The sequence below is a fragment of the Stenotrophomonas sp. 80084_Sma genome (assembly GCF_056481995.1).
Genome location: NZ_CM151177.1, coordinates 4,379,954 through 4,393,304 on the forward strand (window position 1 = coordinate 4,379,954; position 13,351 = coordinate 4,393,304).

Consider the following 13,351-nt stretch of genomic DNA (forward strand, 5'->3'; position numbering starts at 1 on the left):
ATCCCTGCTCCCCCGGATTCCCCATGAAGATTGAACTCTCCGGCCGTACCGCGCTGGTCACCGCCTCCACCGCCGGCATCGGCCTGGCGATTGCCCAGGGCCTGGCCAACGCGGGCGCGCGGATCATTCTCAACGGCCGCAGCACCGACAGCGTCGAACGCGCCCGCCAGCGCCTGCTCGCCGCCGTTCCGGGTGCCGACGTGCTCGGCGTGGCCGCCGACCTCTCCGATGCGGCCGGCGTCGACACGCTGCTGACAGGCCTGCCCAAGGTCGACATCCTGGTCAACAACGCCGGCATTTTCGGCCCCGAGGACTTCTTCGAGACCGAAGACGCGACCTGGGAACGCTACTGGCAGACCAACGTGATGTCCGGCGTGCGCCTGTCGCGGGCACTGTTGCCGGCCATGGTCGATGCCGGCTGGGGTCGCGTACTGTTCATCTCATCCGAATCGGCACGCAACATTCCGGCCGACATGATCCACTACGGTGTCAGCAAGACCGCGCAGCTGTCGCTGTCGCGCGGCCTGGCCAAGCGCGTGGCCGGCAGCGGCGTCACCGTCAACGCGGTGTTGCCCGGCCCGACCCTGTCCGACGGTTTCGCGGCGATGTTCGAAGATGAACGCCAGCGCAGCGGCAAGCCACTGGAGCAGATCGGCCGCGAGTTCGTGATGGCACACCGGCCGTCTTCGGTGATCCAGCGCACCGCCACGGTCGAGGAAGTGGCCAACATGGTGGTGTATCTGGCCTCGCCGCAGGCCTCGGCGACCTCCGGCGCAGCGCTGCGCGTGGATGGCGGCGTGGTCGACGATATCGTCTGAGACCTATCAAGGTGTGCGGACCAACGGTCCGCACCCACAGTTGTGGGGCTTCAGTAGATCCACGCCATGCGTGGATGCATCCCGCCATGGTCCCGGCGGATAGGCAGGAATGCTAGGCTGCGCCGGTCAAGGAGGCTCCATGTCCGGTCACAACCAGTTCGCCCTGCTGCGCCAGCGCCGTTTCCTGCCGTTCTTCGTCGTCCAGGCGCTCGGAGCGTTCAACGACAACGTGTACCGGCAGGCGATCATCAGCATGTTGCTGTTCATGGCCGTACCGGAGGAAGAACTGGGGCTGTACGCCACGCTGGCACCGGCCATCTTCATCCTGCCGTACTTCCTGTTCTCGGCGCTGGCCGGGCAGATCGCCGACAAACTGGAAAAATCGCGGCTGATCGTGATCACCACCACCATGGAGATCGTGATCATGTCGCTGGCCGGCACCGGCTTCCTCACTCAGAGCCTGCCGGTGCTGCTGGTCGCCCTGTTCTGCACCGGCATGCAGTCGACCCTGTTCGGCCCGGTGAAGTACTCGGTGCTGCCGTCGGTGCTCAAGCCCGAAGAGCTGACCGGTGGCAACGGCCTGGTTGAAATGGGCACCTCGATGTCGATCCTGTCCGGCATGATCGTCGGCGGCCTGGTGTTCACCGTTGCCGGCAGCCACGGTACGGTGGTGGCGGCCTGCGCGATCATCGGCCTGGCGATCTGCGGCAACATCGCCGCGCGCCTGATTCCCAAGGTCGATGCCGGCGACCCGAACCTGAAGATCAACTGGAACCCGCTGCCCGAATCACTGGCGGTGCTGCGCATGGCGCGCCAGCAGAAGGCGGTGCGCAATTCAATCCTGGGCGTGTCCTGGTTCTGGTTCGTCGGCACCGTGCTGACCTCGCAGCTGCCGGCCTATGCCGTGACCAACCTCGGCGGTGAGCCGACCCTGTATATCTTTGCCCTGGCCCTGTTCTCGGTCGGCACCGGCATCGGTTCGCTGCTGTGCGAGAAGCTGTCGGCACGCACGGTGGAAATCGGCCTGGTGCCGCTGGGTGCGTTCGGCATGACCGCGTTCCTGCTCGACCTGTATTTCGCCCGCAGCGGCGAAGCGACCGTGCACGGACTGACCATCGGGACGTTCCTGCAGCAGCCGGGCAGCATCCGCATCGTCATCGACCTGATCGGCATCGGCCTGTTCACCGGCATCTTCGTGGTGCCGCTGTTCGCGCTGATCCAGAGCCGCACGCCGAAGGCGCAGATGTCGCGCGTGTTTGCGGCGCTGAACATCCAGAACTCCGGCTTCATCGTCGGCGCAGCCCTGCTGTCGCTGGCCGCGCACAAGCTGCTGCACTGGACCATCCCGCAGCAGTTCCTGGCGCTGGCCATCGCCAACGCACTGGTGGCGATCTACATCTTCACCATCGTCCCCGAATTCCTGATGCGCTTCCTCAGCTGGCTGATGGTGCGCACCCTGTACCGCCTGCGCCCGCACGGCATCGAGGCCAACGTGCCCGACGAGGGCGCCGCGCTGCTGGTCTGCAACCATGTCAGCTACATGGACGCACTGATCCTGTCGGCGACGATCCCGCGCCCGGTGCGCTTCGTCATGTACTACAAGATCTTCAACATCCCGGTGATGCGCTGGATCTTCCGGACCGCCAAGGCGATCCCGATCGCCGGTGCGCGCGAAGACCCGGCGCTGATGCAGCGCGCGTTCGATGACATCGACGCTGCGCTGGCCGAAGGCGAGCTGGTCTGCATCTTCCCGGAAGGCGCGCTGACCAAGGATGGTGCGATGGCACCGTTCAAGTCCGGCGTCGAGAAGATCCTCGAACGGCGGCCGGTGCCGGTGGTGCCGATGGCGCTGCGCGGCATGTGGTCGAGCATGTGGAGCCGGCGCGACAGCCGCCTGGGCCGCATGCGCGTGCCGCGCCGTTTCCGCGCCACCGTCGAGGTGGTGGCGGCAGCGGCCGTGGATGGCCACAGCACCAGCGCACCGGTGCTGGAGGCCCAGGTGCGGGCCCTGCGCGGCGATCACGCCTGACGAGATGGGCCCGCCGAGCGGGCCCAGCGGACTCCCCCACATACGTCATCGTCCAGTGGTGTACGCGACATGTCGTGACTGTAAACGCATACATGCAACGCAGGTTGCGGTAGATTACGCACCCACAAGGGGGGAGGTCCGGCCGATTCATCATGGCCGGCCACCAAGGAATGGAGTCTCGCTTTGAATCAACCACCACCGCTCAGCCGTCCGGTCTACATCCCCAACCATCTGGTCTGGGCGATCCTGACGACGCTGTTCTGCTGCCTGCCGTTGGGCGTGGTGTCGATCGTGTACGCCTCCCAGGTCGATGGCCGCCGCGCGGCCGGCGACCTGCCGGGGGCCTACAGTGCGTCGCGCAAGGCGGGCTGGTGGGCGGTGGCTTCGGCCGTGGCCCTGCCGGTCCTGTTGCTGTTGTGGTTCGGGCTGTTCGGCGGCTTGGCCGTACTGGGCGCTCTTTCCGACCAATGATTCACCACCACCACCCATCAAGGAGCTTGAACCCATGAATACTGCTACTCCGCAGGTCCCGAACAACCTGGTCTGGGCGATCCTGACCACCCTGTTCTGCTGCCTGCCGGCCGGCATCGTGTCGATCGTCTACGCCGCCCAGGTCAACGGCAAGCTGGCGGCCGGCGACATCGCCGGCGCCCAGGACTCCGCCGCCAAGGCCAAGAAGTGGGCCATGTGGTCGGCCATCGCCTGGGTCGTGCTGGTCGTGCTTTACGTGCTGTTCTTCGTTGTGCTCGGCGGCATGGGCGCGATGAGCAACGGCAACTACTGATACGCCTGGACGGATCCGGCGCCTGCGCCGGATCCGTTGTTGCATGTCCGCGCTTCCCGCTCGTTCCCGACTCGCCCGCTGGGCACCGCTGCTGGTTTCCGCCGGCCTGGCCGTGGGTGCCACGGTGGTGCTGCGCAACGTCAATCCGTATGTCGCCGGCAATCCCCTGCCGAGCTGCCCGCTGTACGCGCTGACCGGCCTGTACTGCCCGGGCTGTGGCAGCACGCGCTGCCTGTATTCCCTGGTCCACTTCGACCTGCCCGGCGCGATGGCGATGAACCCGCTGCTGGTCATCAGCCTGCCGTTCCTGTTGTTGATGCTGCTGAACATCGCCGGCATCCGCCCGCGTGTGCTCGACCCGCTGATGCGGGTGCTGGCCAATCCCGTGTTCTGGCTCTGGGTGCTGCCCGGGTATGCGCTGCTGCGCAACCTGCCGTGGGCGCCGTTCACCGCACTGGCACCGATCTAGGTTTCCAGCCAACGGCGCAGCCCCTCGTGGTGGGCGGCGTTTGTCGATCATGGGGTTGGCCGGGCGGGATGGGTTTGCGGGGGACGCCGTGAATCCGTCCGTGGAGGCTTGGCCGCGGCATCCATGCCGCGGACACCCCCGCAAACCCATCCCGCCCGGCCACGGACAGTTTCCGTGTGCGTCCACCACGGAAAAGAAAGAGAAGATCAAAAGCGAAAGCGGAAGCGGATCGCTTCGCTCTGCATCCACGCATGGCGTGGATCTACCGTGTCGACCAAGGTCGACACCTACCAACAGCCGCGGGAATCTGTCGGGGGTGGGGCGGTGTGGGGCTGCAGGACCGTTGGCGCCATGGGCCCGAGGCATGCCTCGGGCGGGTTGGGCAGGAGGCCCAACCCCGGTCTTGCCGTGTGCGCAGGACAGCGCACACGAGCAAGGCGCCATCGAGCCCCCAAGGACGGGTTTACGGCGTGTCCTGCAGCCCCACACCGCCCCGCCCAGCCCGCAGCAATCCTGCCGTTGCCGTTGCTGTTGCTGTTGCTGTTGCTTCTGCAGGTGAAGGGCTGCAAGCCCTGCAAAGCAACTACGTCACCCAGCCTGCAATCACCAGCAGGGCGAGGATCGCCAGCCACAGCAGCAGCATCCTCCACACCAGGCTCATCGCATCCCGCAGGTCCGGCAACCGCTGCCACACCGGCAACAGCCCCGCCTCGGTGTAATCGTGCGCATCCTCGCGCAGCTCGGCGTTGACGCTGGCCCGCGCCACCGCGCCGAGGAAGCCGATGTTGCCGGCCAGGCGCTCGCCGTGGGCCTGGCGCCAGGCCTTCCACGCCGTATCGAAGTTGCCCACCAGCGCCATCGAGAACGCCATCAGCTGCGCCACCGGCCACTCGATCCAGCCCAGCAGGCGCTGCGCCAGCGCCAGCGGCTCCACCGGCACGCGGGCGCGCATCGGGCTTTCCGCCATCAGTGCCAGCAACCGGTAGCCCAGCGCACCGGCCGGGCCCAGCAGCAGGAACCAGAACAGCACCGCGAACCAGCGCCGCAAGGCGTTGAGCACGGTTGCCTCGACCAGTGACGGAATGTCCTCGCGCAGGCTGCCACCGGCCGCCTGCAGGTTACGCACCGCGGCCTGGCGCGTCGCCGCGTCATCGGCATCGATGATCGCTTCGATATCGCGGTCCAGATCGCGCGGGCCCCAGCACCACGCCAGCACCGCCACGCCCAGCAGCAGCGACGGCAGGCCGAACAGCACCCCACGCAGCAACCACGCCAGCAGCGCCATCAGCAGCAGCGGCGGCAGCAGTGCCAGGGCAACGCCTGCCGGCCCCTGCCAAGCCTTGCCACCGCGCGCGTCCAGCCAGCCCAGCCAACGCCGGAAGCCGTCGAAACGGCGCAGCGAGGCGGCAGCGGCCGGGGCAACATGGCCCAGGGCCAGTGCCACCAGCACGGCGGCCAGAGTGGTGAACATGGCAGGTCTCCCTACGAAACAGAACGCTCGGCGTCGCTACCTTACCTGTCGCAGCGGCGCCCTCAGCGGTGAACCGGACTGTAACCCGGGCCGTGTTCAGGTGGCGGCAATACAGGCGCCACCGTCAGCCCCGCTCAGCCCTTCTGCTGCCGGTACCAGTGTTCGATCAGGCCGCGCGAAATCGAGATCGGCGGCGACAGGCGGATGCCCTGGCCATCGTCCACCACATCGCGTGCCAGTGCCGCGCCGACCTCGTCGGCACTGAACCAGCGCGCATCTTCCAGCTCGCCATCCACGGTCGGCAGGTCATCCTGCGCCTGTGCACGGAAACCGATCATCAGCGCGCCCGGGAACGGCCACGGCTGCGAACCGAGGTACTGGCAGGCGGTCACCCGTACCTTGCTCTCCTCGTGCACTTCACGCACCACGGTCTGCTCGAAGGTCTCGCCGGGTTCGACGAAGCCGGCCAGCACCGAGTAACGCCGCGGTGCCCAGTTCGACTGCCGGCCCAGCAGCAGCCGGCCCTGGTTTTCCACGGCGACGATCACGGCGGGATCGACACGCGGGTAGTGCTCGGTGGCGCACTGCCCGCAGCGGCCGACGAAGCCACCACGGGCAAACGCCACGGCGCCGCCGCACACGCCGCAGAAGCGGGTGCGCGAGTGCCAGTAGGACATGCCGCGGGCATAACTGAAGGCGGTCGCATCGGCCATCGGCCACAGCAGTGCGGCCTGGCGCAGGTCGAGGCGGCGCGGGGCCGTGACGGTAACGTTGGCGGCTTCGACCGAGAACCAGGCCTGCTCGCCACGCAGGCCAAGGAAGATCGCGGCACCGGGGCCGCCGCCGATGTCGGCGCCGGTCAGCGCCAGCGGCTGGTCGTCATCGCCGGTGAAGGCGCTGCCGTCCTGATCGAGCACGAGAATGCGCGCGCCCGGCCACAGGCGCGCCAGTGCATCGGCATCGTCGCGCAGGGCATCGGCGCGCTCCAGCGGTTCGCCAACGAAGGCGAAACCGGAAAGCGGCGAAGGAGTATTGGGCATCCGGCAAGCGTGCCGCCAATCGATGCAGGTGGCAAGTTCGGCGCTGTGCGCAATCTGCCGGTGTGGGCGTGCAGGCACAGCATCCACGCATGGCGTGGATCTACTGAGGTGCCAACCTTGGTTGGCACCTTCCGGCCACAGGCCTCTTACATGCTGAAGCTGCTGCCGCAGCCGCAGGTGGTCTTGGCGTTCGGGTTGCGGATCACGAACTGGGCACCGGTCAGGCTCTCGGTGTAGTCCACCTCGGCGCCCATCAGGTACTGCAGGCTCAGCGGGTCGACCAGCAGGGTCACCCCGCTGGTCTGTACCGCCAAGTCATCCTCGGCACGGTTCTCGTCGAACTCGAACCCGTACTGGAAGCCCGAACAGCCACCGCCTTCGATGTACACGCGCAGGGCCAGGTCGGGGTTGCCCTCTTCCTGTATCAGGGATTTGACCTTGGCGGCCGCCGACTCGGTGAAGTTCAGCGGGCGCTCCAGCGACTGGTAATCGGGCGCGGCAACCGGGGTGGCGCCGGGCAGGGAGACTAGCGTGCTCATGGTGTCAGCATGGGGGTGCCGACGATGGCTTTCAAGCCATCGCCTCGGCCAGCTTGCGGCGTGCGGCGGTGTCACCCTTGCCGCCATTGGCCTCATCACCTTCCGGGGCCGGCAGGGCCGCCATCGGGGCGCTGGCATGGATCAGGCGGCCGTTCAGCTGGGCACCCGCATTCATCTCCACCACCTGGTAATGGACATTGCCATTGACCCGCGCGCTCGGGGTCAGTTCGACCTTCTCGGTGGCATGCACGTCGCCGTCCAGGCGTCCACTGATGACCACCACCTGGGCACGGATCTCACCTTCGATCACGCCATGCTCGGCGACCGTCAGGGTCGCGCCACTGGCGCCTTCGGCGGCGATCACCTTGCCATGGATGCGGCCTTCCACATACAGGCCACCACTGAATTCCACATCACCGCGGATCACCACCTGGTTGCCGATCAGGGCATCCACCACCAGCTGGCCTTCACGGTTGGATTTGCTGCTTCCGAACATCTGCCTACTCCCCTTTGGCGGCCGGCGCACCGGCCTGTTTCCAGTCGAATACCTGGGTGGTACCCCCCGTACCACTCCCCAATGTCACCCGCACGCGTTGCGGGGTGAAGTCAGCCGGCAGCATCACGCTGCCGGTGAGCTGCTGGAAGTACCGGAACGAGTAATCCTGTCCCGGTACCTTGCTGCGCTGGTGCAGATCATCCCAGCTGATCGTGGCCAGCTTGCCGTTCTTGACGCCTTCCACGGTGAAACGCATCTGCCCCTGGCTGATGGCGCCGCGGTTGAGGTTCTGTGTCAGCACGGCGGTGTACTGCCAGGTGCCGGCCGCTTCCGGGCTGAACTCGATCGAATGGGTGTTCAGGCCCTTGCGCTGGCTGGTCGAACCCACCAGGCGCTCATAGAAGGCAACGTCGGCACGCAGGCCGGCGATTTCCTCATCGCGTTCGGCCAGCGAGGACTGCACCTCGGTGTTGGCGGCGCGGCTGATGCGGTCGGAGGCTTCCAGCGTGGCCTGCTTCTGGCGCAGTTCGGTCAGCTGCGCCTGCAACGTCTCGGCGCGCTTCTCGGCGGCCTGCAGGCGCTGGCCCTGTGCATCGCGCGGCGTGGCCATCCAGCAGCCACCCAGCACGGCCAGCACCAGGCTGAGCAGCCAGATGCCGCCGATCACCAGCAGGCGGCGACGGTCGGCCGGCGGTTGCGGCGCGCCGGGCAGGCGAACCTGCACGCGCATGGGAGGACGGTTGGTCATGGGTGGATTCCGGGGCATCGCGAGGGCGACACCGGTACGGCCCCTGTGGCAAACGACGGGCTAGTGTATGACAGGACGGGTGGGTTTCCTGCGCAGTGGCGAGCCACCGTCTGTGGCGTTCAGGCATGCCATCGTCGATAGTGTGGTCCCCTGCACAGTTCCGTCGCCGGAGCATCGCCATGACCGAAGCCCACCTGTTCGTGATCGGCATCCTGCTGGCCTGGCTGGCCGGCATCCGCGTCTACCTCACCGTGTTCGGTGTCGGCCTGGCCGGCCTGCTCGGCTGGGTCGACCTGCCGCCGGCCCTGCAGGCCACCGAATCGTGGTGGGTGCTGGGCACCTCGGCAGCGCTGGCGGTAACCGAATTCTTCGCCGACAAGATTCCCGGCGTCGACTCGGCGTGGGATCTGGTGCAGACCCTGGCACGCGTACCCGCAGGTGCCTTCCTTGCCGCAGCCACGCTGTCGCCAGATGGGCAGCTGGGCACCGGCGCACTTGCTGCCGGTGCCGGTGTCGCGCTGGCCAGCCATGGCCTGAAGGCCGGCACCCGCGCCCTGCTCAATACCTCGCCCGAGCCTGCCAGCAACTGGGTGGCCTCCGCCGCCGAGGACACCGTGGTGGTCGGTGGCCTGGCCCTGGCCCTGGCACACCCGTGGATCGCGCTGATCGTGGTGCTGGCCTGCAGCCTGGCCGGCGCGCTGCTGGTGTGGCTGGTCTGGCGCACCTTGTGGAAGGGCGTGCGCTGGCTGGCACGCAGTGCGTCGCCCGACAGTCCACGCCAGCCCGGTACCGGTTGATCGCCGGGCTTGTCGCATAATGGACGCGAACACCAGGAGCACCGATGGCCGCAAACGAATCCCCCGCGGGCGCCCGCCCGGGACGCGCTGAAACCCCTCCGGCCGATCATTGGCAACGCTGGACCGCTGAACCGGCGAGCGCGGTCGCCGCAGCGCCGGCCGCGGTTCCGCCGCTGGCCGCCTCCGACGCACCCGCATCGATCGGCAGCGCACCGCCGCCGTTGCCGGCCCCGGCCGTGCTGGCCGAGGCTGGCAACAACGACCAGGCGCCGCCGCCCTCCGATTCGCCCTACCGCGTGCTGATCGTCGAGGACGACCGCGCGCAGGCCCTGTTCGCACAGAGCGTGCTGCATGGCGCCGGCATGCAGGCGATCGTGCACAGCGATGCCGACGGCGCGCTGCAGGCGATCAAGGAGCATCGGCCCGACCTGATCCTGATGGACCTGCACCTGCCCGGCCTGGACGGCATGCGCCTGACCGCGCTGATCCGCCAGCAGCCTGGCCTGCAGTTGCTGCCGATCGTGTTCCTGAGCGGCGATCCGGACCCGGAACGCCAGTTCGAGGTGCTCGACAGCGGCGCCGACGATTACCTGAGCAAGCCGATCCGCCCCCGCCACCTGATCGCCGCCGTGGCCAACCGCATCCGCCGCGCACGTGCGCAGGCAGCGACCCTGCCTGGTGCTACCGGCGCACCGGCCACCAGCAATCCGGAAACCGGCCTGCCGACACGTCACCACGTGCTGCAGCAACTCAACGCCACCCTCACCCATCGCGACCGGGGCGGCGTGTTCTTCATTGAAGTGGCCAGCGCGCTGGGCCTGCGCGAACGCTATGGCTACGCCGCCTTCGAGCGCCTGATGGTGCAGGCCGGGCAGCGCCTGGCCGAGGCCGGCCATCCGCACCTGCTGGCACGCCTGAACGACAACAGCTTCCTGCTGCTGGCCCGCAATACCGATGAAGACAGCCTGGAAAGCATCGCCGCGACCCTGCGTGAGCAGCTCTCGGCGCGCGCCTTCGTGATCCGCGATGATGAATCGGTGCATCTGCGCGGCGTGGTGGGTTACGCGCCGCTGTCGCCGGGCTTCGACGATGCCAACGCCGCACTGGAAGCGGTCGAGCGCACCACCCTGCAGGCACGCCTGCTCAGCGCCGGCGTGGCAGGCCATGTACACCGCCAGGCCGTCACCGAACAGGAACACCTGGCACTGCTGGAGGGCCAGCTGGAGCTGGCCTATCAGCCGATCGTCGCCGTCGCCGGTGGCAACACCGCGCAGTACCAGCTGCTGCTGCGCCTGCGCCAGGCCGACGGCACGGTGCTGGCGGCCGGCCAGGTGATTCCCGCCGCCGAAGCGGCAGGCCGCATCGCCGACCTCGACCAGCAGGTGATGGACCATGCGCTGGGCCTGCTGGACCTGTACCGGCACGCAACGCAACCGCTGAACCTGTTCGTTTCGCAGTCGCTGCGCACCCTGCAGCGCGATGCCTTTGGCGACTGGCTGCTGGAATCGCTGCAGCAGCGTGACCTGCCCGGCAGTGCGCTGGTGATCGACGTGCGCCTGCCCGACGCGCTGATCCACACCGTGCCGCTGCAGCAGTTCTGCCAGCGCATGGCCGGCGCCGGCGTGCGCTTCTGCCTGAGCCAGTTCGAACCCAGTGGCGAAGCCGATGCACTGCTGACCCAGCTGCCGCTGTCGTTCGTGCGCATGGCCGCGCGTTTCTCCAGCAGCCATTCCAACCCGGCCACGCGCGAGGAACTGCGCAAGGCGATCGAACAGGCGCATGCCGCCGGGCTGCAGATCATCGGCCAGCAGATCGAGGACCCGCAGGCCGCGGCAGCGATGTGGGTCGGCGGCGTCGATTACATCCAGGGCAACATGGTGCAGTCGGCCGGCAGTGACCTGAACTTCGACTTCCACAACGCGGTGCTCTGAGGTGCCGCTGTGGGGCGTGCTGCTGGTTGCCCTTGCTGCGGCCGTCGCACTGCTGCTGTTGGGCATGCGCCTGCGCGCGCGCAGCCGGGCACTGGCCCAGCTGCAGCGCGAGCACAGCGCGCTGGCCGCCGAGCGCGACCAGCTGCGCCATACCACCGAACGCCAGGGCCAGCTGGAACAGCAGCTGCTGCAGGCCAAGCAGGCCGCCGAAGCGGCCGTGCTGGCCAAGGGCGAGTTCCTGGCCACGATGAGCCACGAGATCCGCACGCCGCTCAACGGCATCCTGCCGATGCTGGAGCTGATCGCGCGCGGGCCGCTGGGTGAGGACCAGCGGCAGATGCTGGCCACCGCTTCGGCCAGTTCACAGCAGCTGCTGCGCATCGTCGACGACATCCTCGACTACTCCCGGCTGGAAGCGCAGGCGCTGGAACTGGAGATCACCAGCTTCAACCTGCGCGAACTGCTCGATGGCGTGGTGCAGCTGATGCAGCGCGCCGCCGATGCCAAGGGCCTGTCCCTGGCCCTGCAGCTTGACCCATCGGTGCGCCTGCCGGTGCGCGGCGACCCGGTACGCCTGCGCCAGGTGCTGAGCAACCTGCTGGCCAACGCCATCAAGTTCACCGCCCGCGGCCAGGTGCAGCTGCGCGTGCAGCGCCTGGGCGAAGGTGCGGCCCAGCACCAGCTGCGCTTCGAGATCATCGACACCGGCATCGGCATCGATGAGGCACTGCAGGCACGCCTGTTCCAGTCCTTCAGCCAGGCCGATGCCTCGACCACGCGCATCTACGGTGGCACCGGCCTGGGCCTGGCCATCTGCAAGCGCATCATCGACCTGATGCACGGGCAGATCGGCGTGCAGTCCACGCCCGGCCAGGGCGCAACGTTCTGGTTCGAGATCCCGCTGCTGAAAGTACCCGGCGACCTGCCTGCGATGACGCGCGCCCCCGCAGCGCTACTGTTGTTCAGCGCCGATGCAACGCTGCAGGCACGCATCGAGCGCATCGCCGCCCACCATGGGCTGCAGGTGCAGGTGCTGGCACAGCTGGATGCCGTGGTCGAGCGCCTGCGCGCTCCCGCGCGGCCCGGACAACCAGCACCGGCATGGCTGATTGTCGATTCCCGCACCCGCCGCAGCGGCGAGGTCACGCTGCAGCAGGCGCTGGCCGAGCGCGGCGACGATGATGCACTGCAGGTACTGTGGCTGCAGGAAGACACGCCTGCACAACGCCCGCGCCAACGCCAGCTGCTCCCGCATTTCGATGATGCAGCCCTACATGCACTGCTGGCGGCGCCTGCCACGCCTGCCCGCCCTGCCGCCCTGCTGGCCAATGCCGAAGACGGCTTGCCCGCACCGACGCTGCCGCCATTGCACCTGCGCGTGCTGCTGGTGGAAGACAACACGGTCAACCGGATGGTGGCCGAGCATCTGCTGCGCGTGTTCCAGTGCGAGGTGCGCAACGCCGCCGACGGCAAGCAGGCACTGGCCGCCCTTCGCGAAGGCGGCGTGGACGTGGTGCTGATGGATTGCCAGATGCCGGTGCTGGACGGCTACGCCGCCACGCGCCGCTGGCGTGCGGAAGAAACGGAAACCGGGTGCTCGCGGTTGCCGATCATCGCGATGACGGCCAACGCCATGGCCGGTGACCGCGAACGCTGCCTGCAGGCCGGCATGGACGACTACCTGTCCAAGCCGATCGCACGCGCCACCTTGCATGCGCTGTTGAGGCGCTGGGGGCAGCGATCACGCGATGTCGTAGCGTCGAGCTTGCTCGACGGCGATGCATCCGGGGCCAGTGGGATCCCGCCAGCCGAGCATGGCCCGGCTCTACAAGAGACGAAAAGCCAAGCGGTGACGCAACCGGTGCTGGACCGTGATGTGCTGGACGAACTGCACGCGGTGATCGGCGATACCGCCCTCCAGATCGTCTCGGTGTTCCTGGAGGATGCGCCGGCGATGGTGCAGCAGCTGCAGCAGGCCGCGCAGAGCAGCGACGAGCCGCGACTGCAGGCAATCGCCCACAGCCTTAAATCATCGAGTGCGAACGTGGGGGCGTTGTCGCTGTCGGCAATCGCGCAGCGGATCGAGCACGAAGCCCGTAGTGGCAGCCTGCAGCGCCCCGCAGTGGCGGTGGCGCTGCTGGTTGCCGAATTCGCCCGGGCGCGCGTGGCGCTGACGGGCTACCTGGCACAGCATCGGTAGCGTCGAGCTTGCTCGACCATCGCCATGCT

Annotated in this window: 13 protein-coding genes; 8 read left to right on the forward strand and 5 right to left on the reverse strand. The window is 68.0% G+C overall.

Annotation, left to right across the window (positions count from 1 at the left end):
• The first annotated feature begins 23 nt into the window (after nt 1-23).
• The 5 genes from ACZK3W_RS20110 (at nt 24) to ACZK3W_RS20130 (ending at nt 4,100) form a co-directional block, all read left to right on the forward strand.
• Nucleotides 24-818 (forward strand): SDR family NAD(P)-dependent oxidoreductase, encoded by a 795-nt coding sequence (locus ACZK3W_RS20110; RefSeq protein ID WP_125895795.1) that lies wholly within the window; start codon nt 24-26, stop codon nt 816-818.
• A gap of 139 nt (nt 819-957) precedes the next feature.
• Entirely contained in the window at nt 958-2,847 is a 1,890-nt protein-coding gene (locus tag ACZK3W_RS20115) for an MFS transporter (protein ID WP_125895796.1), read from the forward strand.
• Nucleotides 2,848-3,030: 183 nt separating this feature from the next.
• Nucleotides 3,031-3,318, forward strand: a complete 288-nt coding sequence (locus ACZK3W_RS20120) for a CD225/dispanin family protein (RefSeq protein WP_005419784.1) — start codon at nt 3,031-3,033, stop codon at nt 3,316-3,318.
• Nucleotides 3,319-3,352: 34 nt separating this feature from the next.
• Nucleotides 3,353-3,631 carry a CD225/dispanin family protein gene (locus tag ACZK3W_RS20125; RefSeq protein ID WP_032127177.1) on the forward strand — a complete coding sequence of 93 codons (279 nt, stop codon included), beginning with the start codon at nt 3,353-3,355 and terminating at the stop codon, nt 3,629-3,631.
• 43 nt (nt 3,632-3,674) lie between these two features.
• Entirely contained in the window at nt 3,675-4,100 is a 426-nt protein-coding gene (locus tag ACZK3W_RS20130) for a DUF2752 domain-containing protein (RefSeq protein WP_006473646.1), read from the forward strand.
• Between the two features lie 583 nt (nt 4,101-4,683).
• Here the strand turns inward: ACZK3W_RS20130 and ampE are convergent.
• The 5 genes from ampE to ACZK3W_RS20155 form a co-directional block, all read right to left on the reverse strand.
• Nucleotides 4,684-5,571: a regulatory signaling modulator protein AmpE gene (ampE, locus tag ACZK3W_RS20135; RefSeq protein WP_032127176.1), complete on the reverse strand. Its 888-nt coding sequence runs from the start codon at nt 5,569-5,571 to the stop codon at nt 4,684-4,686.
• Between the two features lie 134 nt (nt 5,572-5,705).
• Entirely contained in the window at nt 5,706-6,611 is a 906-nt protein-coding gene (nudC, locus tag ACZK3W_RS20140) for an NAD(+) diphosphatase (RefSeq protein WP_125895843.1), read from the reverse strand.
• A 146-nt stretch (nt 6,612-6,757) separates the two neighbouring features.
• The gene (erpA, locus tag ACZK3W_RS20145; protein WP_005419789.1) at nt 6,758-7,150 is read right to left on the reverse strand and encodes an iron-sulfur cluster insertion protein ErpA; all 393 of its coding nucleotides are present in this window, start codon (nt 7,148-7,150) and stop codon (nt 6,758-6,760) included.
• A 31-nt stretch (nt 7,151-7,181) separates the two neighbouring features.
• Entirely contained in the window at nt 7,182-7,646 is a 465-nt protein-coding gene (locus ACZK3W_RS20150; RefSeq protein ID WP_006398829.1) for a bactofilin family protein, read from the reverse strand.
• Between the two features lie 4 nt (nt 7,647-7,650).
• On the reverse strand, nt 7,651-8,394 hold the full coding sequence (locus ACZK3W_RS20155) for a DUF6776 family protein (protein ID WP_019336613.1): 744 nt from the start codon (nt 8,392-8,394) through the stop codon (nt 7,651-7,653).
• A 179-nt stretch (nt 8,395-8,573) separates the two neighbouring features.
• Between ACZK3W_RS20155 and ACZK3W_RS20160 the strand changes: the two genes are divergently transcribed.
• From ACZK3W_RS20160 to ACZK3W_RS20170, 3 genes are read left to right on the forward strand one after another with little or no spacing between them, the layout of a single operon-like run.
• Nucleotides 8,574-9,191 (forward strand): DUF4126 domain-containing protein, encoded by a 618-nt coding sequence (locus ACZK3W_RS20160; RefSeq protein ID WP_005411305.1) that lies wholly within the window; start codon nt 8,574-8,576, stop codon nt 9,189-9,191.
• 44 nt (nt 9,192-9,235) lie between these two features.
• Nucleotides 9,236-11,122: an EAL domain-containing protein gene (locus ACZK3W_RS20165; RefSeq protein WP_049424052.1), complete on the forward strand. Its 1,887-nt coding sequence runs from the start codon at nt 9,236-9,238 to the stop codon at nt 11,120-11,122.
• 1 nt (nt 11,123) lies between these two features.
• The gene (locus ACZK3W_RS20170; protein ID WP_125895842.1) at nt 11,124-13,322 is read left to right on the forward strand and encodes an ATP-binding protein; all 2,199 of its coding nucleotides are present in this window, start codon (nt 11,124-11,126) and stop codon (nt 13,320-13,322) included.
• Nucleotides 13,323-13,351 lie beyond the last annotated feature (29 nt).